The organism is Paenibacillus sp. J31P190 (assembly GCF_059692075.1).
The window spans coordinates 1-21,971 of sequence record NZ_JCAUAS010000048.1 but is presented as its reverse complement, the minus strand read 5'-3'; the positions used below and the strand labels follow the sequence as shown (position 1 = coordinate 21,971).

Genomic DNA, 21,971 nt, shown 5'->3' with positions numbered 1-21,971 from the left:
AAAGAAACCAACTCCAGTTGAAGGCTCAACTGAGGCTTTACAGGCGGAAGTAGAACGTTTACGAATGGAGAACGCCTACTTAAAAAAGTTGAATGCCTTAGTTCAAAGCAAAGAAAAGTTACAAAGCAAGACAAAGCGCAAGTAGTATTTGAACTAAGGCTAGAATACCCCATTACTTCATTACTGCAGCTGGCTCAGATTCCACGTAGTACGTACTATTACTGGGTAAGTACAATGGATTGTCCAGACAAAGATACGGGCTTAAAATCCCGTATTTTAGCGGTCTATCATGAGCATAAAGGCCGTTATGGATATCGTCGTATTACAGACGCGCTACACAATGAAGGCCACTTAGTGAACCATAAAAAGGTGCAGCGCATCATGCGTGAGCTTGGCTTAAAATGCATCGTTCGCATGAAAAAATATCGCTCGTATAAAGGAACAGTTGGTAAAATTGCGCCAAAAATCCTAGAACGAAATTTCAACGCTACAAGACCAAATGAGAAGTGGGTTACAGATATTACGGAGTTCAAATTGTTCGGAGAGAAGCTATACCTGTCACCCATTCTTGACTTGTTTAACGGGGAAATCATTACCTACACCGTTGATTCACGTCCAATCTATACGCTTGTCTCTGGCATGTTGGATCAAGCCCTGAAACGTAAGACTAACGATGACACCTTATTGATTCATTCTGATCAGGGCTGGCATTACCAAATGCCCCCATACCAGCAGTCATTGAAGGAACAAGGCATAACACAAAGCATGTCACGTAAAGGGAACTGTTACGACAATGCTGTTATGGAGAATTTCTTTGGGATCCTAAAATCCGAGTTTTTATATATAGAAGAATATGATAGCATTGAGCAATTCAAAGTAGAACTTGATCAATATATCCACTATTACAACCATAAACGAATAAAGGCAAAACTAAAAGGTATGAGCCCGGTACAGTACCGAACTCATGCGCTAAAGGCAGCCTAACTATATACTGTCTAACTTTTTGGGGTCACTTCACGTTGCAAGCTCCTTCACTAATTATTCTAGGTAATTTTTCTTAGTTTGCATCTACTCTCCAGCCCTTTTGTAGCTTCCGAATGTAACAGATTTGACCAATGTGATATGCATTATGAGTTGACACATTTCCGAGTATCTCCCACCACTTGGCAGCCATTGGGAAACCATTCACATCACTTTCGACTTTTTCTTCAGTAAGTAGATCTTGCCATTTTAAAAGCACCTCTAATAATCGTTCATTTAAGTCAGTGAAATTTTGATCTTTGGGAACTATAAAACTTTTATTATTATTTCCTATGGAAGGCACAGCATTGACATGAGATTTCTGGTATCTAGTTTGCCAAGTTTCATTCCAATAAAGTAAATGCTGCACAATTTCAGCGATACTATTACTATCTTCACTAGGTTTCCAAAACGCTACTTCCTCTGACAAATTTTCAACTGCGTCTGAAAATGGTAGGTACCAACTAGGGTCATTAGCATTTGCTAATAACTGATCGGATAAAATATCTTTTACATGAAACATACTTTCCACACTCCTTCTTATTGATATGCGGCGGCCTGTTAATGTTCATGTTGAGCTAACGGTAACAAATAGATAAGCATTTGAAGTCATCTCTAGCTTTTCCCCTGCTCCACACCGGACGTGCCAGTTTCCCGGCATCCGGCGTTCCCTCTAACTGAATTTACTAAATCATAAGTTCCTCGTTACTCTAGGATATGGACTGTTAGGTCATCCTAGTAGCTTGCACTGTGGCATCCATTGATGTCCCCACGTTCCTACCTGATCGGTGCAATTCACGCTTGGAAAACAATCTTTCTTTTCAGTTAGACTTGGGGCTGTTCCTCCACTCCCATTACAGGAGATTCATCAGTCGTGCCCCTGCCCTCACAAGGATTAATGTATTTCGGCATGCGCCTTATAACAACCGTTTCGGGTAACAGCACTTGTTGCAACGTCCCTTGCTTTCCAAGTCCCTTACATCCTAGCTATTCTTTCTGGACTTAGGTGCTTCCTCTAAGCCTGTGAGACCCATGCCGCCATTGTTCGGCATAGCGTATTTCATAGGAAAAATTCTTACTTTACGCCGCTCGCCCCATCGTTTGATGGTGCATATGTTTCCACATGCTCTAACTTTAGACCTGTACATTCGGCGTCAGTTCAGTCTGTTTGAACATTCTCACCATATCCAGTTTTTCAGCCGCGCGGCATACCATTGGCATACTTTTTCTATTCGAATGGCTCCAGCCTTCGTTCTGCCGAATCTACCTGTACTTCACACCTCATGTTCTGTTAAACATGACGCGCGCAGGAGTATTGGCGGGATGGTTTCGGGATACTTGGTTCCGTCATTCCCATCCTCGGTTGTAAAGTTAAGATTACTTCATGTAATCTCCTGATTTTCACGCTGTTTGGCGCTTATAGCAGAACTTGTCATACTTTTCCGTTAGCTTAATCAATAATGTGATATTCTTTCAATTCACAATTCCAATATGAAAATGATAGAATTCTTCGTTCGTCTGCTCATTAAAATAAGCATTAATTATTCTACAGACGCCACCATGGGTTACAATTAAAACATTTTGACTTTGATACTTTTCTTTGATTTCATCAAGCAGATTAAAAATTCTTTGTGCTACTTGTAAAATTGACTCACCTCCAGAAAGCTTGCATGAAAAATGTCTTTTTGCCTCTAAAAAATTATTATTGTCTCGATAATCTCCTTCAAATACCCCGTAGTCCTGCTCAATAAGTCTGTGGTCAATAATGAGGTCTTTACTAATGCCAATTGAAAGTATTTCAGCTGTTTTAACTGCTCTAGACAGTGGTGAAGTTAATATGATGTCTATTTGCTTATTGTTTATTATTTTTGACAGTTCATTTGCTTGTTCTTTTCCTTTATCCGTTAACTGGACATCAGATACTCCACAAACTCTATTTTCATAATTCCATTCTGTTTGACCATGTCTCACAACATACAGTTTCAAAAAATCATCTCCATAATATTGAAATAACGTATTGGAGATATTCGACGGTCAGATTATAGTAACCTGCCTTTAGCTTAGAGAGAAATGGAGCAACTGCCGTGATGGCGTCTGCTCCAATATCTGATTGAACTATTGTATCCGTTAGTTGAATCGTGTTAGACTCCATAGAATTCTTTTAACTTTAGCCATGTCTCGTACCAAAAGGTCTTCACTTTATTGGGTTTCGAAATCACTATCTCAACATCTTTTTTAATTATATAAACTGTACCATCACTAGTTTTCAAAGTATCGCCAAATCCAAAAGCGATTTCTAGGCTATCTTTTCTATACTGTTCTTCTCTTGTATCTGACCACTCAGCTTTGCCAACTGAAAATCTTTTTTTCAATATTCCTTATCTCTCCCGTTTCTGATTTGTCTACACCCAGCCTGCTCTATAGTTGCCGATAGTCTGTTATTTGTTGTGCTGCTATCGTTCTTTCGTTAGTTTAATGACACGATTCGGTTAGGTGTGCAGGGTTATCCGGCTGAAACTATTTAACAGACAAACATCGGGCAGATCGAGGGTACTTGCCCGAAGCGTGATTTAATTGATCCAACCAATCTTATATAACCTTCTTTTCTCTCGAAAGTGCTCAAGTTGCCTGCACGAATCATTCACAACATTCGTCGTCTCACCAGGGTCCGCCTGCAAGTCAAATAATACCTCCGATTGGTCCTCACCATAATATGGCTGGGAGAGGAAGGTCGATAAGCTATGGTGCATTAGAGGCTCAAAGACAAAATGCAGCATACCACTACCGTCTCGAAAGACACCTTTTGGTAAATGCTCCAAAGTATGTGCTAACCATCCGGTTGCGGGAAGCACAGCGATTGCTCAGAGAGAGCAAAGAGCCCATTTCGCAGAGAACCGGCTTTGAGCATACCGCCAATTTCAATGTCACCTTTAAAAAAATATCCAGGGTTACCCCCGGCTACTACCGAAAAAGCTACCGCTAGTCTGAAGTAATTCCCATTATTAACAGCTGGATAGACTACTGCTTTAAAACAAAGGAGAAACGTATCACCTCCAGCCTGGAGCAGGTTCAATTCCCGTTTCTGCCTCCTAAAACGACTCGTTCCTTTTCCTTTAGCAATTGCTTGGCCCGTTCGCTCGATATTCACCGGGGGTAACCCCCGTCAGTTGTTTGAACCTGCGGATAAAGCTGGAAACATTATAATAGCCTACTTCCTCGGCAACGGTTTTCAACTGCAAAGGAGTGGAGGTTAAGATCATTTTTGCCTTTTCCATTCTTAAAAATGTTGTATATTCCAGCAAAGTCTGGCCCGTTCTGTCCTTAAAAAACTGCCCCAGGTTAGGCAATGCGACCCTGAAATGCTCTGCCATGCCTTGGAGCGTAAATTCACAGTTATCGAAGTGGGCCTGAATGTACGCAAATATCGCATCAATTGAACGTGAATCCAGTGTCGTTCCCTTTGCTTCCAATGCTTGTTGATTTTCAAAAGCGTCACATAGATCAATGCTCAGAGCATTGATCAAATTTTCAAACTCATCGATAGTCTCCAGACGCTCTAAAGAGAATATATTCGGGTAACGATCCGGGCTGTGTACTTCCTGCAATCCAAGCTCCTTCCATACCCCATTGATCATGCGGATCATTTCGAAGCACAGTCCCCTGGCTACAATAAGAGGCGGCTGCTTTTCTTTTATATATGACACGAGTAGTGAAAGCTGGCTTTGAATCTTTATTGTATTGCCCTCGCGTATCGCACTCTGCAGCTTCTCCATCTCCGCGTGGGGATATTCATCCGAAAAATCAGCACGCATAGGAACCCGGTCATAGTTGATGATCCTGTTCACGCCCTGAACAAAGCGGTAGCCTAAAGCGGTTTGGGCTTCCAGATACGACTGGGGAATATTAGGGATCCCAACCTGGGATCCTACACCAACTGTAACCGGAACGTTCACCAATTGGTTCAAGGTTTCACGGAATTGCCGCAAACCAGTTTCCATCTCAACCAAATCTACCCCATCTGTCAGCATGATAAAAACATACTTGTTAGCCTCGGAATGTTTCATGCCGTAAGCCAATAACCGGCTTGGAAACAACCGTTCCATATCTTCAATGGTTGGGGTTTGTTTCACTCCCAAATGGGTCGGAAGCTCGGCTATCGCAACTCTCATCGTTTTACTTGCAATCGAGAACCCGATTTCCTGCCCATACTCCAAAATTTCCTCTAAATCGTTGTAATCTCCTTTAAGCATGGACAGTAATAGGTGAGTTCTTGCTCCAAATGCTTGATGTTTTACTTTCTCATCCAATACTTTGTTATGGAGAGCTAGCTGGTTAAGAATATTACGAACCGTATCCAACTCGTTAAGGTTCCTATCCCCATGGGTCAGGACCCGAATACTGTCCATACGAAGCTGATGGATCGGCTTATAGTTCATAATCATACTTATGTAGATCAAGCCAGCCCCAAGCAGCAGCAAGACAGCAATGCCATATATGTACCAGGTCTGGGCTTGTTCAACCTTCTGAAGAACCTGATTGACAGGAAGCAATGAGGCATACTTCCAACCGGATTGTTTAGATTCCATGTAGAACAAATAATATTGTTTTCCTTCAATAATAACCTTCTGATAGTCATTCAGTGACGATTGATTGACCAAGTTAGATATGGATAGATTCGAAGGCCCTTCCTTGGCAGCTAATCCTGTGACCAACTGATTGCTCTGGTCAAAAATCCACGTAGATCCCACCGCGGTATTATAAGCTGACATGAGCCGGTGAATCGCATTTTCCTCGATAAGGTAAACCAGTGCCCCGTACGATTGCTTTTGATTCGGATACAGTGGGACGAACATCCGCAAGTAGCTTTTCCCAGATTTTTCATCTGTTCTCGGCGGAAGTACTGCAGGCTTTACTAAAGCATTAAGATTGTTAATTAGTTGTGTCTCCGAAAGATCATCAAATTTATATATTTGCTTGGCCAGCACAGGAATGGTATACACTCCGCTGCTGGTAAACACAGAGTTTTCATCTTTATAATAGAGCCAGATCTCATGTATAAAGGGGCTTAGTCTTTGAAAGCGCTTAAGTTCCCGTGTAATTCCCCACGATTTGTATCCCCAGTGATCGGATATCCGGTATTGAGTAAGACTGTTATCATCCGTCAGCAGTTGACGGGTCATGTCTTCAATCCACTTTAGTTGGTCATCCATTGAATATCGTACTTTGTCCAGGCTGTTTAAATTCCCGGAGATCACCTCTTCCTGCAGTTTATTAACGAACACGTTGTTGACGACGAGCGTCAATACTGTGATGGGAATCATAAGTATGACCAAATAGGATGCTAGATACTTAATAAAGAAACGGTACGCCTTGGCCCGCATCTTCAATCCCCCTCGAAACCGTCAATTGGGTACAGGTTGGAAACGGGACCCGCATCCAACCTGTTTCTTTTAGCAGTGAATATTTTTTTTTTAACTTTCCGTCCTTTTTGAAGGCGGAGCCGTTCATCGCTGTTTATCTTTTTTGATATCGGTCGTATGCCGCTTGATGGATCTCAATCGCTCTTTCGATATTCATCTTCTTTAAAGTATTCGTGTACGCAGCGAAGTTGTCTAGAGATTCATTGCCCATGATGAACTTCAATAGCATTTCCTTCATATAGGTGTCTACTTCACTCATAATTTTACTTATTTCCTGGCTCTCCTCTCCTTTGAACAGAAGCGGAGGAAGAAGGAGGCTCTTGTCCGCGTTAAACCATCTCTCGTTAGCTTCGCCTGCTTCAGGATATTGCAGCTCGAAAGCCGCCCATGCGTCGTAACTCATGACCTTAACCATGCCGGAGGTTGGGTAGGCATACCGCATTACCGCTGTCCGCGACTCATAAGTCGGGTTCTTCATAATCTCATCTGTAAATTTCTTCTTGCCGTTCTCTACGACATAGCTCTTGCCTTCGATTCCCCAATTCTGAAGATCGCTGCCTTCCGGACTGATCATGAAATCGAGAAGCTTTATAACCGTTTTCAAATCTTTGGCTTGCGAACTGATAACGGCGCCTTCCAATGGAACATATTGGGCCAATTGGGCTGCTCCGCTGTACGATTTGCCTTCCTGTCCAATCGGAGGTGCAACACCGACTAATTTAAAATCAGGAACCTTTCCTTTTAGCTGGTTCTTGTAGGTATTGATCCCGGTGATGGTGCCGCCATAGGCGCCAACGATGTTATTTGAGAACTTCGCTTCAAAGCCTTTTTTGTCGGTGGCGGCAAACTCACTGTCAATGAGCCCTTCTTCATACCATTTTCGCATCGTTGCAAGGTAATTCTTAAAAGCGGGCTCATAAGGACCATATGTAACTTTTCCGGTCGTCGGGTGGACCTGAAACGTGGTCAGAAGTCCATACGCTGTACTGAAAGAGGTAATGCTCCCCATACCGTTTTGATCCCCTAAGGGAATCTCGTCATCCTTTTTACCGTTTCCATTCATATCGTTATCTTTGAATGCCTTTAAAGCCGTATACCATTCATCAATGGTCGTGGGCATTTTTAGTCCTGCTTTATCCAACCAATCCTGCCGGATCATCGTTCCGCTCCATGCGTTTCGCCTCAGATCCAGATTAACCTGCGGAAACTTGGCGATTGTGCCGTCATCCAGCATAACCTGCTTTTTGATCTCGGGATGTTCGTCCAGCAGTTTCTTATAATTAGGAGCATACTGATCAATCAGCTCGTTCAAGCGAATCGCGACTCCATCTTCGATCAGCTTGGCTACCCCGCCCGGATAGCTGCCCGGTACGTATATAATATCTGGATATGTACCGGAAGCCAACATAATATTAAATTGAGACAAGCTGCTTGTATCATTGTCTTGAAATTCGATGTTAATGTTGGTTCGTTTCTGAATTTCTTTATAGGCTTCCACATCGCCGTACCCTTTAAGCTCGGGTATTTTACTGCTGAATTTACCGTTCCAAAGAAAGCTTACTTTCTTTGGGGATGTGTCGGCAGCCTCCTTGCTACTCGCAGGTTGCTCGGATGATTCACTGCATCCGGCGATTACCGACATTGCCATTAGGGCAGTTAATGATGCCTTACGATATGTTTTCGTACCCACGTCGAATCCCCCCATTGTTTGGTTTTAAATGACATCCTATTATCCTTTAAGCGCACCGACCATGACACCTTTGGTAAAGTATTTCTGAATGAACGGGTATAAGATTAAAATCGGTAATGTAGCTACGATAATGGTGGCATATTTCACCACTTCTCCAAGGAACGGGTCCCCTGTTGTTGTAGACAGGTTGGTTGTATCGGCAGTGCTGTTTTGAATTAGGATTTCCCTTAGTACTAGCTGTAAGGGAAAGAGCTCCCGATCCCGCAAATAGATGAGAGCACCTGTCCATGAATTCCAATGACCTACCCCATAGAACAGCACCATCACAGCCAACAGCGGAATCGATAAGGGAAGGATGATTTGGACAAACACCCGAAGATCGGAAGCGCCGTCGATTTTGGCGGCCTCTTCCAGCTCATAGGGTATCGCTTGGAAGGAAGTCCGCATGATGATCAGGTTCCAGGTTGCAATTAAACCGGGTATGATTAAAGCCCAGCGAGTATCCAGCATCCCCAGGCTCTTTACAACAATATAGCCTGGAATGAGTCCTCCGCTAAAGAACATGGTTACGACAACCATCATCATCATATACTTTTTCCAGTACATATCCCTTCTGGACAATACAAAAGCAAACAACGCAGTGAAAATCACATTAAGCGTCGTGCCGACCACGACATAGATGATTGTATTCTTATATCCGCTAATGATCATGGGATTCTTTAGAACAAGCTTATACGCTTCCGTAAAGAAGCCTTGCGGTTTCCACAAAATCCCGCTGTGCTTTACCAGCTCGGACGGTGTGCTCAATGAAGCAAAGACCACATAAAGAAAGGGGTATAGCGTTACGATCATCAAGGCACACAATAACAGGATATTGCACGTGTCAAATATTTTGTCACCCAAGCTGCGTTTGATCATACAGCCCCTCCTTCCTTACCATAGACTTGTTTCATTGACCTTCCTGCTAATTCGATTAGCCAAAATAAGCAAGATAAAGTTAACGATCGAATTAAACAGGTTGACTGCAGTGCTGTAGCTATAATCTGCTTCCAACAGACCCCGCCGGTATACAAAACTCGATATGACATCCGCCGTCTCATAGGTTTGGGAATTGTAAAGCAGAATGATTTTCTCAAACCCGACATCCATCATACCGCCAATACGAAGTATTAACAAAATAATAATCGTCGGCATAATACCTGGTAAAGTCACATGAAGCATCTGCTTCCATCGGTTCGCCCCATCCACAGTGGCTGCATCATACAACTGAGAGTCAATTCCCGTTAAGGCCGCGAGATAAATGATTGAACCCCATCCGATTCCTTGCCAAATCCCTGAGCCAATGAAAATGGTTCGGAAAAGCGATGGATCGAGCAACAGATTCTGGGATTCCCCCCCGAGCCACCCCAGGATTATATTAAACAAACCCGCCTTTCTGGAAAAATCCACGATCATCCCGCAGATTACAACAATGGACACAAAATGCGGCAAATATGTAACCGTTTGCACAACTCGCTTGAAATAAGCGTGCCTTACCTCATTCAATAACAAGGCCAAGATTATAGGGGCGGGAAAAGCAAAAAGTAACTCATAAATATTAATTAGAAATGTGTTCCTAAGCAATCTCCAGAAGTAGAAGCTTTGAAAAAACTCTGTAAAATGAAGCAAGCCAACCCAAGAGCTTCCTATAATCCCCTTAACCGGCGAGTAATTCTTGAATGCGATAATAACACCATACATAGGAATGTAGCTAAAAATGATGTAATACGCAACGCCGAATAGGCCCAAGAAGTAAAGGTATTTATTTTTCTTGAAATCCTTGCGAAGCATAGCAAAATATTGGGTTAATGAGGCGGCCGGTCCCCAACCACGCTTTGATTTGACGGATAGATTCATTTCAGTCATGATTCATTCACCTCCTCTGGGTGTTATTGGTTGCAAGCCGAATATAGCACCCAGAGGAAAGCGATTTCAATGCCCAATACTTATGTGCAGTATTTATAAGTCAACGATCAATGAATCAGCGGGAGATTGCCCTGCTATCATATCCATGTAACTATGGTGTATACTTCGCCTTTACAAGTAGGAAATTCAATATAATTCCCATTCTGCTCCACTTGGAGCTGTTTCCCGCCTGATTCAACGAATCGCACTTTTTGCTTTGTTAACATGCAGAACCTGCTCCCACACTCAGATCTTACTGACGCTTCAATAAGCTTGTGATCCGCCCATTTGATATTAATAACAAACCCGCCTCTTGCCCGTAAGCCGGTTACACATCCCGATGCCCATATACTAGGCAAAGCCGGCAGCAAATGAATGTATCCTAAATGACTTTGCAGCAGCATCTCGGCGATTCCAGCCACGGCACCAAAATTGCCATCAATCTGAAATGGCGGATGATTATCGAATAAATTGGGAAGTGTGGATTTCCGCAACAATTCCTTGGTGTGAACATAGGCCTGTTCGCCATCTAACAAACGCGCCCAGAAATTGATAATCCAGGCACGGCTCCAGCCTGTATGCCCGCCTCCGTTGTCCAATCGTCGATTTAATGCGACCCTGGCCCCTTCTGCCAGTTCCGGCGTCAAGCCCGGGCTGATCGTCGAGCCTGGATGCAATCCGAACAAATGGGAAATATGGCGGTGGCCCGGGTCCATTTCGTCGTAATCCGCCAGCCATTCTTGCAGCTGTCCGTGTTTACCTATTTTCATAACCGGCAATCTGCTCTTGATGGATTCCCACTCTCTTCGCAGTTCTTCATCCGTGTTAAGCTGCATACTTGCATTCATACAAGCTTCGAGCAGCTCAATCAATATTTGCGTATCCATAGAAGGTCCATAGCATAGCGTACCGGTTTCACCGTTTGGCAATTTATACCGATTCTCAGGCGAAACAGATGGGTTGGTTACTAAATAACCCTCGGGACTTTCCACCAAAAAATCCATAAAGAACAGGGCTGCCTCCTTCATCGTATCATAAGCTCTTTGCAAGAACGACTCGTTTGGGTTAAATTGGTAGTGTCCCCAAAGATGAAGCGTCAGCCAAGCTCCCCCCATCACCCATTGAGTCGCAGGAGGATATATATCCTGAGGCACCGTATCTGCCCAAATATCTGTATTATGATGGGCGACAAAGCCTCTACATCCGTACATCTTCTTTGCCGTTATCGTGCCATTTTCTTTCATTCGCTCAATAAGCTCAAACAAAGGCTCGTGGCACTCAGCCAAATTACATGTTTCCGCAGGCCAATAATTCATCTGTGTATTAATATTGATCGTATATTTGCTGTCCCACGGAGGCGACATGGAGTCGTTCCAGATGCCTTGCAGATTGGCCGGCAATGACCCTGGCCTACTGCAGGAAACAAGCAAGTATCTTCCGAAGTGAAAATATAGCGTGTACAAGCCGGCATCATCCACCCCCTGTTGTACAAGCTCTAAGCGTTGTGAAACGGGCAATAATCGGCGGTCCCCATCGGAGGTTTCATCGAGCTCAAGTCTCACTTTTTGGAACAATCGTTGGTAGTCCGCGATATGTTTTTCCTTCAAGCTACTGTACGACTCGACTGCTGCTTTTTCCAGCAAGTCATAACAATGTGTAGTCGGCTCCGGAAATCGATAGGTGGTGGCAACGGCAAGTAAGATCGTAACTTGATCAGCCTGCTGCACAATGAGATGTTCACCTAATGCCCGAACCTTCCCTCCGGTAGGAATGGCCTTGACAGCGGCCGTATATCTACCTTCATCTATGCCGCCACAAGGGTTGGACATGACTACCATATCCGTACCGCAGCGATACGATACATCCATATATTTGCCTTTTTTCCGTTCAAACCTCGAAGTAAAGGTCAGTGCGCCTGGACGATCCGCTTCTAATCGGATAACCATCACCTGATCAGGATAACTGCAGAACACCTCACGGCGAAAGGTTACATCTCCATACTTGTAAGTGGTTACCGCAATCGCACGTTCCAAATCCAATTCTCTTCGATACTCGCCAAGCTCTCCTTCGGGGTGGTCGAACCGGATCATCAGATCACCGGCCGTCATATAATGTCTTTGGCTACATGGTGTCCCGGAAAAAGCGGCTTCCGCCAGCTGATGCGCGTCTTTCAGTTTTCCTTCAAACATGAGCTTGCGAAGGGTCGGGAGGTTGTCCAATGCATCGGGATTGTTGCGGTCTCTCGGACCGCCGGACCAAATGGAATCCTCGTTGAATTGAATTTTCTCTTGCATAACCGTTCCAAAAACCATACCTCCAAGCCGGCCGTTCCCTACCGGTAATGCTTCATCCCAATTTCGTGCAGGAGCTTCATACCACATCATAGTTTCCGATTTTAATGTCATGACATTCCCCTCTTTCTATGGTTAAATATTAGACACCGTACAAAACGAAAAGAAGCAGGTTCCCCTGCTCTACCTGAATTCGAAATAAAAAAGACAGCTACTGGTTCAACGTTCCCCCCTTTTACTGCCAAGTCATGCTTCGGTGCACAGCGACTTTACCACTATGCGGAAGAAGTCACAATAAACAAGATTTATATGCAGAATTTATAAGTACTTTTCAAAGGAAAGTCGAAGTCAGAAAGAAAGGACATTCCCTGGAAATACCCCATGGGAATGCCCTTCTTGATTAACCGTTAATCATCATGTCTGCCGCCTGAATCATGCGGAACGGTGACCATGGTTGAAGCTGAGTTTACATTACCGGCTCGGTCGGTTGCTGTGTAAGTGATCGTATATACACGTCCCGCACCTTTATCCGATCTTTCCGCACGCAGCATGAATTCCGTATCCAGAGTACCGTAATTAGCACCTACGATGTCGTCTTCTTTTGATTCTATCCCGCTACCGTCTTCCCTCTGCTCACTGCTGGTTATGGAGGTTAACACTACCGAATCGACCTGGGAAAGGAGGTCCTCCGCATATACAGAAGCATTTACCGTAACAAGCTTATGATTTGCCGGCCAAAGCACATTCTTATCCATGACAACTGTAAGAGTTGGAGCAGTCTTATCGATTTGAATGACAGCTATTTGCTGCTCCTCCGCATTACCGGCTTTATCAATACTCCAATATGTGAGAGTATGCACGCCTTCTGCCGATATGTTCACATCAGTCCCTTCTTGCTGCTCGCCGCCGTTCAACCTATAGTATGTGGCGGCCACACCGGAGCCTTGATCAGTCGGCGTGAACGTCACTTTAACATCATGGTTCACCCAGTTCTTCGGCGCATCGTCGGTTGTCAGCGTAGCAGTAATATCCATAGGAATCCTGTTCCCAATCATTGTCGGATCCCAACCGTCCTTACCAGACATCATTAGCGGAACCGTATACTCATTCGCCTCTTCAGGCGTCAGCTGCTTGGACCAATTCGCTCTGGCTGTCGGGTCTGCACCGGGACCGAAATTATTGAACTCGTAATACCTTGCCGTTTTTTCATTATCAGGTCTGCCCCAATTATTCCAACCGGCCGGGTGAATGATGTCATCCATGTAAGTATTCATAAATACCGTATGCGCGAAAGGCCTCCATGGTCTGCCCAGATACATATTGCTTACTTCCGGGTCGGCGGTAAGCTTGCTGTTAATAAACAAATATCCGTATTTTTGATTCTCCGGTGTGCTTGCGGCAGTTACATAACCGCCTGTGCGTTTATTATGAATAATGCAATTGTCAAATACTGCGATGGAGGGGCCATAAATGAAGTCTACAGCACCCTCGATATAGCTGTCCTTTACATAGAGACGTTTGCCGGTCGCATTCGTAAACAAAGTATCCTGATAGCCGAGCAGCCGAACCTGATTCAAATAAGCCCGGTCTCCCTTAAGATCCAAAGCGACGGCAACGCCTGTTGGGCCCGCACCATTAGCGAATGTAATATTCTCCGCGATGAAATCATTGGATTCAACGGCGGTTGCCCGTTCGTTGTAACCCGTACCTGTGATGTTCGTATACGTAATGATCGTGTTTTCTTTACTTTCTCCTATAAAGCTGATGGCATTCTTCGTAGCCGGAACCGTCACCTGCTCCTCGTAAGTGCCATTGCGGACATAAATGATCTTTCGTTCGGTATTGCCTGCCGGTATCGAATCGACCGCAGCCTGAACGGAGGTAAAGGCGCCGCTCCCGTCCTTCGCCACCACGATAACGATTGCTGGTGTGGCTGCTTTCGGAAAAGATGGGATGCCCTCGCCATACGAGCTGACCGAGCTTATCGAATAATAATAGGTGGTACCGTTCGTAACCGACGTATCCCTGAATACAGGTTTCTCAACACGGGAAGCAACGGTGGTAAAGGGACCGGTTATAGAGGTTGCCCGTTTCACGTGATAGGAGGTCGCCTCGGGAACGACCGTCCATTCAAGATTCACCGCTTGATTGCCTTCGACAATCTGGATTTCTTCCGGAGCTTTCGGGCTGCCGGCTGGGATCGGAATGATTCTTACCGATGCGGAATTAGCACTCGATGCGTTATTGTTGCTTGCAGATACCACATAGTAATATGCGGTGCCGTTGGAAAGTCCGCCGTCAATAAAGCTGGTGCCAGTCAAATTATCGGCGACGAGCGTATAAGGACCGCCGGCCACGGCGCTGCGCTTCACCGCGTATTTTTGCGCTCCATCAGATGGCAGCCATTTAATCGTGCTTTGCGTGTCCCCAGCTATTGCGGTAAGGCCCACAGGCGCTTGCAACGGTGCTGTGGGACGGGCGCTTACGACCGTCGAATTTTCACCTTCTCCTGAAACGCTTGTGGCCGATACCGTATAATAATAGAGCTTTCCATTAACCAAAGCGGTGTCGCGATAAGAGGAGCCGATTACATTATTTTTTACTACAGTGAAAGGCCCTTCAGGAAGCTCGCTCCTCTTAATCGTGTAGGAAGTAGCATTAGCAACAGACACCCAAGTAAGGTCCGCCTGCGTGTTTCTTGCTATACTCACAAGCTCGGATGGGGCTTCCGGCTTTATCGCATTCTCTGAAGGAGTCACATTCACTTCATTCGAGCTGCCACTTTCTCCCGATTCTCCCATTGCAGTAACTACATAATAATAGGTTGTATTGTTGATTACAGAGGAGTCTGTAAAGCCAGTAGTTGTGATGCCCGATGCAATCGTTTCATAAGGTCCGCCGCTTGTCGTACCCCGTTTCACGTTGTAGGCAAGCGCTCCTTGAGTCAGCGTCCAATTCACTTGAACCTTGCCGTTCCCAGGCAGGGCAGTCAAGCCTTTGGGGGACGCTACCGGCTCGACATATATTTTAAAGTTATCCAAGTACATGGTACCCTTCCCCGTTCCTGGTGTTCTGCCTACGACGACGCTACCCAGTCCAAGCGTACTCATATCGTCTTTAAGATCAACATCTTTGGCGGCAAGGACGTTATCAATATAAATATCCATTTTATTTGCCGCTACATTGGCAACAACCTTAAGATTGTACCAGCGATTGACTGCAGGCGGGTCCATCAGCTTTACGTCTTGGCTGTTTTTATTTTTGTAGGTCAACGTATAGTTATCTTCTGCCGCAGGCAGCGCCGGCTTGCGGAGCTCGATCGAGATCGGTGTCTTCGTGCCTTGGCCATCCTTGACTTGAAGCACAATGGATGTTCCTGGATGTGAGGGTGACATATAGTCCAATTCAAACACAACCGTACTCATTTGCTTGGAAAAGTTCCGTACAAGTTGTGTGCTGCCTGGTGCATTATCGTATATTTTCAGAACTTTAGAGGACGGATTACCCGTCGTACCAGCAGGCTGTTCCTGTACTGTCACCGTATGATTGGCATCCTGCGGATTCGGCGAAACGACATATCCTTCGGGCATTGATCCGATACTTATATTCTCATAATCGTCATTGACATAATAAACCGTTCCCGGCGCAGCTGTTGGAACTGCACTGACTTCGCTCGAAGGCAAGCTTTCACCGTTAGCATTTACCGCAGTAATAATATAATAGTAGAGGATACCTGGCGTAAGATCTGGATGCGTGTAAGACGGCTCAGTTATTCCAGACGCCACCGGAGTATAAGGACCCGCTGGGAATTGGCTTGCCTTTACGGTATAGCTTACCGCTGTATTGACTACGTCCCACGAGAGCGTAACCTGCTTATTTCCGGGTACAGCCTTAACATTCGCCGGTGGTGACGGTGAATGTTGGCTAGTCTGAGTCACGCTAACATTTGAGAAAACGGAGGCGTTATATTTTTCAATGCTATTATTTGCTTTTGACGCATCGGCGACCAGTCCTGCATAAAACGTGTCGGGCAATGGAATTTGAACGGTTCCGACACTGTTCCAATTTACTCCGTCCGGGGAAACAAAAGATGTTATCTGATCACCCATACGTACTAGTTTAGCCCAATAAGGAAGCTGAAATTGCTCATCCGGAATCACCTGGGCAACCTCGCCTCCTTCTGCAGCACGGCTTAAGGTTACGCCCCTCTTACCTGGCTTCATATAAGGAATAACGATTGCTGCAAATGGGGAGGATTCGCTAAGACTCTCTCGAAACATAATCCCCGCTTCCGCGCCTTCATCCGTAGCGGTTACGCTTTCCACCTTGGTGACAACCTCCACATCTCCGCTCATTTGTTGATAAGCGAATTGGAAAGCGTCCTTTGTCCCTTCGATATCCCCGGCCGACTTAACCGTAATGCTGTCCGGCGTCTCACCAAGCTGCGTGTGCCCCGGAATCCCTGGTGTTCCCACGTCAACCGCTGTCCAAGGAGCAATACTTCCCATACGGTTCGCATGAATGACTACATTCGTCGATTGAGTAGCAGTCCCGGTAGTATCTACCGCTTTGGCTATCAAATAGTGCGTTCCATCAGGTACATCATTCCAATCATAACTGTACGGAGCGGTCAAATCCTCGCCCAATTTCACACCGTTATTGTAAAATTCCACTTTGGAGACCGTCCCGTCGCTGTCGGAAGCATCCACCTCAACACTAACCTTAGAGCCTTCAGGCAGGATCGCATTGTTCTGAGGGGAGGTAATGACTGCGTTCGGATTGTTCGACCCACTCGTTGTAATGGAATTCAAGTATAGCTCAAGATTGGTGAAGCCCTCTTGTGTGACAATACGGCCATCTGCAGCATCTTTCGGGTTCAAGCCCTGCTGCCTTTCCCAGTCATCAGGCATGCCGTCACGGTCATTATCTGCTAATTCAGATACTACTTCTTCAAATTCCGGATAACCGCCGACCTCATTTTGGGAATTCAAATGTCTTCCCGTACCGTTCTTAACATCGTTTACAATTCTTGCGTCGATCGCATCTCTTCTCGGTAAAATGGCGCCTGTACCGGCAAGAACTGATGGATAAGCATCTACAGCGGATTCCGTTGTAATCGGATTGGAATCGAACGAAACTGGATTATCCAACATTTTGTAATCAGGGTAGGTAAATACACCCGACCAGTTATCCGCTGTCAGACTCGGATATCCTTCCATGTGATTACCGGCAATATAATAGCTTCCGTTGGTTTCCGCATTGAGGAAACGTATATTTTCCGTGTCCGGTCCTGGCTTATAGTAATTATTAATCAAATTGGTGGAAGCCCCTTTCCCCCCATACGAAGAAAAATAGCCCCAGTTATAGACCACATTATTTCGGAAGTCGTGATAATTTCCTACTGTACTGTCGAACGCCGGATTTCTGCTGGAATTGTGAGCAATCAGATTATGATGATAGCTTGTGTTCTTGCCGCCCCATATCCCGCCATATCCGTGCTTTCCTTTAACATGACGGCTCAAATGCATGGCCTCAGAAATGATGGACCATTGAACGGTCACATTCTCATTATTATAATTACTCATAACCTCATCCACCGACCAACTGAAGGAGCAGTGATCTATCATGATGTTTTTTTGATACCGCCCTCCGAAAGCATCCGCCTCAGTAGGTATGAGATCCCCTAATCGAAAACGCATGTATCGGATGATCAGATTGCTGGCATCGAATGTCGTAGGGTAATCGGAAATGGTAATTCCCTCACCCGGCGCGGTTTGACCGGCAATCGTCAGATTGGAACCGGTAATCTTCAACGGAGACTCCAGATGAACCGTACCGCCTACCTTAAAAACAATCATCCTGTTGCTGCTGCTTACGGCATCCCGCAAAGAACCGGGACCGGAATCGGCAAGAGTATTAACCTCGTAAACCTCTCCTGCGCGACCTCCTGTAGTGAATTTCCCTCCGCCTTCCGCACTGGGAAATGCTGGCGTGCCCAGGCTGGGCACCGATTCAGCATAAGCGCCGCTCGGAAGGAAGCAGGACGAAAGCATAGCCGCAGCAACGATTTGAGAAACCCATTTCTTCATTCGGATATCCTCCTTCAAAATCGATTCATTTTTGAAACGCTTTCAAACATACAATCTCCAATTTACTTTACCTCTTGTTCCCCTTTCTACAATAAAATGAAAGACTGTTTAAGCTGCTGAGTTAATCATAGATGGTTTGCCTAATTACTGTAACAGTTGGGTAAATTTCCATCAATGCACACAATTTATATGCCAATTTTATTATGATTCGCATCGCTTGACAGCAGCAGAATCGATAAATTCGACGTGTCACCAAGTAGCGTCTTTGAATACCGAGGTATACTCGGGGAACCTCGTCACCCAAAATTCCCGGTCACTCATCATCGTCCGCAGCCTTTGAAAGACAGTAGTCTGTCTTGTGTATTCATAGTAATAGCCTCGACAGACGACGTCTGCGATGACAAGGGCATCCTTAGGATCACTCTTGGACGGACAATTATCGCGGTTCTCCTTATTTCGTTTAGTGGTAGCAGGATTCAACATGACAACGTTTATTCCTTTGTCAGCAAGCCAATTAGCCAGGTTAAACCAGTAGTGTCCGGTTGGCTCCATACCGATGATTAGGGTATTCAATCGGTGCTTCTGTTGCAATTCATCCATCCAACGTTGTAATCTTTCGAACCCTTCTAAGTCGTTTGTAAATGATAGATGTCGCTTGGCAAGAACGATACCCCGAAAGTTAGTAGCCTGCGCGACATGAATTTCCTTCGCCATGTCGATACCAACTACAGATGAGAGGTGGTAATTCGTTCAATACGTTGATTTTGTCCATCGTTTTGTTTAAACTTCATAGTAAGAGCGCCTCCTTGATGGTATTGGGTTTCTAACCCGTGCACAAACCCATCATACCGAGGCGCACCTTTTTTGACAAAGTCCAAATCTTAGTCATTACAGGAATGATTAGCTTAACAAAATCGATATACTACATATAAAACTTTCACAGGCTAAGTTCACAGATACTTTTTCGCAGACAAACCCGAGATTGGATGGGAAAAAGCAAAATTCCATTGTACCGCTTCGATTATACAACCGATGTTTTCATTATGAATGACATATTCAGCTATCGGATCCAACTGAAATTTCATTTTTTGCAGTTGTTCTTCTGAAAAAAGAAATCCTGTCATGTCAAGAATGCCAGTCATTCCAGTTATTTTGTCATAAAACCGGAGGCTTTTTCCTTCTAAATATTCACTCTTAATTCGTTCGTAATCCTGTAAGTTGTTATAAGTGGGTCAGTAAAAATTTGCTTCCAATTAGCATTAACTACACTGTAAACATTTAGCCCCATTTCCCCTGCGCTACCTGTTCCATATTGATAAAAGAAAATCTCATCCTGATTATCGGCTGTCACATCGCCAATCATGATTTTACTTGTCGCATACCCTTTCCGATCGATTATTTTGCCATCAATTTTCAAAATAATTGCGCGCGGGAAATCGTTGACTGCATCGAAAAGTTTCACTTTATGCATAGTATTTGGATCAGGCGAAGAAAAATCAATGGTCTGGATTAACTTGTAAGGTTCGATTGGATAGGACATCACACTTTCACTTTGCAGTGTAGAAATCACAAACATTAGGCAAATAAGGAATAATAATTTTTTCAAAGCGATAAATCACTCCCAAGTCTACCAATTTTCATCATGATATGTTTCCAAATATATGCACATTTTATGCAGGACATACATTTACAACCTATTACAACAATCCAGATAACAATCATTCCTTTATTAAAAGGTTACCGTAATGTTAGTTGTATATTTTGTCCAAAACAAATACCGCCTGTTGAGAAGGCGGTTATATAAACTATCGTTCTCCGTTAGAGTTTAATGGCTGACTGATTATTTTAATTTTTGACAATACATTTTCCCAGTCAGTCTGGTCTGAAACAAACGACAGTATTTTATCATAAGACTTCACTTCCTCGAGAAATTCCACATGGTTTTTAAGCAACTGATTCTTATCAATGAATACATCTTCTTTAGGATTATCAAGTATACTTTTCACTTGAGTATCCATAGCAATTGCAAAATTTTTCAGAGATTGCTGTAGCTCACTTATGAATTCTTCAAACTGAACAATATACTCTCCCTTTGTTACTTCCCACATATTTATCCCATTTAAATCTTTATATTCTGCTGTCCATCTTATATAAACCTGGTCATTGTTCCTAAAAAGATGAATGCTTGGAGCACCTATTAAGTAACCAAAATCCAGTTTCCTGTCATCAATCCATTGTCTTGCTGGTAAGTATATGGAATCATAATCTTCGTCATTATCGCTCCATTGATGTTCTAACCAGTCTGATAATGAATCAAGGTATGATTCAAAATTTGCGAATGTTCGAATGTTATCAAAGACCCCATCAGGGATCGAACTCAAAGCAGTTCGGATGATACCGGTTAGGTCCCAAAATACTCGAGCGAATTGATAATCAACGTACGGTAGATTTTTATTTAATTTGTAGAACTCAATAAACTCAACACTGTAACGCAATAACTCTCCTTCTCCAAGGTCTAACCAATAATAAGAGTCGGTTAATCCAAACCAGTGTAGTATATGATTATTTTCCTTCCCCCAAGAAGCTATCTCCGAGGGATTTTTAAGCACAAATTTTAACATTATGATATCTCCTAACAAGTTTCTTACCTTATTATTCCGGTTCCGAGCATCTCCATATTAGCATAATTCTCATTGAGTATAACTGCCCGTTTACTTCAACGAAAACAAAAAAGGAGCCGCTATAAGGCCCCCCCCTGAACTATCGTTTCCGTTAGCTGAACTGAGAAGTAATCCGATTCACATTATTTCATAGCTCACCAGAATTTCCACCAAGGGGTATTTAACCTTTTAATTTTATTTACTTCTAATTCAAGCCCATCAAACTTTGTGTCTGTCTCCGCAGCGGCTATCAAGAAGACATCCGTTAGTTCTACCAAGGCTTCAATACTCAATCTGCTTATTGGAGTTGTAATTTGTATTATTTGCGATAAGTTCTCTTTTTGTTCTTGAATGCTTACGTCCCAATCATTGAAACTTGCCTTTAATACCTTAGCTTGCTCATATGATTTTGAGTAGAAAATTCCATTGATTATCCCTTTATCCCCTGTTTTTATACCCAGTTCACGTAATTTCTGCCAAAGTTCTTTCGTGAGTTCATGTTGCTTTATTCTCTTAGTAGGATCGATTAATTTGATTCCAGTGTAACCACTCATGGTATATGTATCTCCCATATTTTTAATATCTACACGATACGGGCTAATGTGAGGATGATTATCTCCTGATCATCAGCAGTTGTATCTACCTTTGTTATCGGTTCTACTGAATCTATATTAAAGGTGTTTCTTTGTCAGCCTTTGTAAATATCCTGCCCTTTAGCTTAACGAACATCAAAAAGGAGCTGCCCTTGTGAACTGCACCCCAATTGTTAGACACAGTCTAACAATTGGAGGTGCAGTTTTTTTGGCTAAATACTCAACCGAGGAGAAACTAGAAGCAGTCCTGGCTTATCTAGAAGG

General features: G+C 44.0%; 13 protein-coding genes and 2 pseudogenes. 2 read left to right on the top strand and 13 right to left on the bottom strand.

Annotation, left to right across the window (positions count from 1 at the left end; all coding sequences use genetic code 11):
- Positions 1–984 (top strand): annotated as a pseudogene (locus tag AC58U0_RS36115) (IS3 family transposase); the annotation flags it as partial.
- 73 nt (positions 985–1,057) lie between these two features.
- Here the strand turns inward: AC58U0_RS36115 and AC58U0_RS36110 are convergent.
- The 3 genes from AC58U0_RS36110 to AC58U0_RS36100 form a co-directional block, all read right to left on the bottom strand.
- Positions 1,058–1,543: a DinB family protein gene (locus AC58U0_RS36110; protein ID WP_497383508.1), complete on the bottom strand. Its 486-nt coding sequence runs from the start codon at positions 1,541–1,543 to the stop codon at positions 1,058–1,060.
- 950 nt (positions 1,544–2,493) lie between these two features.
- A complete protein-coding gene (locus AC58U0_RS36105; RefSeq protein WP_497383507.1) occupies positions 2,494–3,006 on the bottom strand; it encodes a histidine phosphatase family protein in 513 nt (170 codons plus the stop codon).
- 155 nt (positions 3,007–3,161) lie between these two features.
- Positions 3,162–3,392: a hypothetical protein gene (locus tag AC58U0_RS36100; protein ID WP_497383506.1), complete on the bottom strand. Its 231-nt coding sequence runs from the start codon at positions 3,390–3,392 to the stop codon at positions 3,162–3,164.
- Between the two features lie 341 nt (positions 3,393–3,733).
- Here AC58U0_RS36100 and AC58U0_RS36095 point away from each other — a divergent pair, with 341 nt between their 5' ends.
- Positions 3,734–4,003, top strand: coding sequence for a helix-turn-helix domain-containing protein (locus AC58U0_RS36095; RefSeq protein WP_497383505.1), 270 nt, complete (start codon positions 3,734–3,736; stop codon positions 4,001–4,003).
- Positions 4,004–4,133: 130 nt separating this feature from the next.
- Here the strand turns inward: AC58U0_RS36095 and AC58U0_RS36090 are convergent, their stop codons facing one another.
- From AC58U0_RS36090 to AC58U0_RS36045, 10 genes and pseudogenes are all read right to left on the bottom strand, one after another.
- Positions 4,134–6,401, bottom strand: a complete 2,268-nt coding sequence (locus AC58U0_RS36090) for a helix-turn-helix domain-containing protein (protein ID WP_497383504.1) — start codon at positions 6,399–6,401, stop codon at positions 4,134–4,136.
- A gap of 133 nt (positions 6,402–6,534) precedes the next feature.
- Positions 6,535–8,130 carry a type 2 periplasmic-binding domain-containing protein gene (locus AC58U0_RS36085; protein WP_497383503.1) on the bottom strand — a complete coding sequence of 532 codons (1,596 nt, stop codon included), beginning with the start codon at positions 8,128–8,130 and terminating at the stop codon, positions 6,535–6,537.
- A 39-nt stretch (positions 8,131–8,169) separates the two neighbouring features.
- Positions 8,170–9,048: a carbohydrate ABC transporter permease gene (locus tag AC58U0_RS36080; protein WP_497383502.1), complete on the bottom strand. Its 879-nt coding sequence runs from the start codon at positions 9,046–9,048 to the stop codon at positions 8,170–8,172.
- Between the two features lie 15 nt (positions 9,049–9,063).
- Positions 9,064–10,026 carry an ABC transporter permease gene (locus AC58U0_RS36075; protein WP_497383509.1) on the bottom strand — a complete coding sequence of 321 codons (963 nt, stop codon included), beginning with the start codon at positions 10,024–10,026 and terminating at the stop codon, positions 9,064–9,066.
- Positions 10,027–10,172: 146 nt separating this feature from the next.
- A complete protein-coding gene (locus AC58U0_RS36070) occupies positions 10,173–12,479 on the bottom strand; it encodes a glycoside hydrolase family 95 protein (RefSeq protein WP_497383501.1) in 2,307 nt (768 codons plus the stop codon).
- A 293-nt stretch (positions 12,480–12,772) separates the two neighbouring features.
- Positions 12,773–18,454, bottom strand: coding sequence for a pectinesterase family protein (locus tag AC58U0_RS36065; RefSeq protein ID WP_497383500.1), 5,682 nt, complete (start codon positions 18,452–18,454; stop codon positions 12,773–12,775).
- Positions 18,455–18,709: 255 nt separating this feature from the next.
- A pseudogene (locus tag AC58U0_RS36060) lies at positions 18,710–19,245 on the bottom strand (IS110 family transposase); the annotation flags it as partial.
- Positions 19,246–19,634: 389 nt separating this feature from the next.
- On the bottom strand, positions 19,635–20,060 hold the full coding sequence (locus tag AC58U0_RS36055) for a hypothetical protein (RefSeq protein ID WP_497383499.1): 426 nt from the start codon (positions 20,058–20,060) through the stop codon (positions 19,635–19,637).
- A 199-nt stretch (positions 20,061–20,259) separates the two neighbouring features.
- Entirely contained in the window at positions 20,260–21,075 is an 816-nt protein-coding gene (locus tag AC58U0_RS36050) for a DUF5984 family protein (protein WP_497383498.1), read from the bottom strand.
- Between the two features lie 194 nt (positions 21,076–21,269).
- The gene (locus AC58U0_RS36045; protein ID WP_497383497.1) at positions 21,270–21,668 is read right to left on the bottom strand and encodes a hypothetical protein; all 399 of its coding nucleotides are present in this window, start codon (positions 21,666–21,668) and stop codon (positions 21,270–21,272) included.
- Positions 21,669–21,971 lie beyond the last annotated feature (303 nt).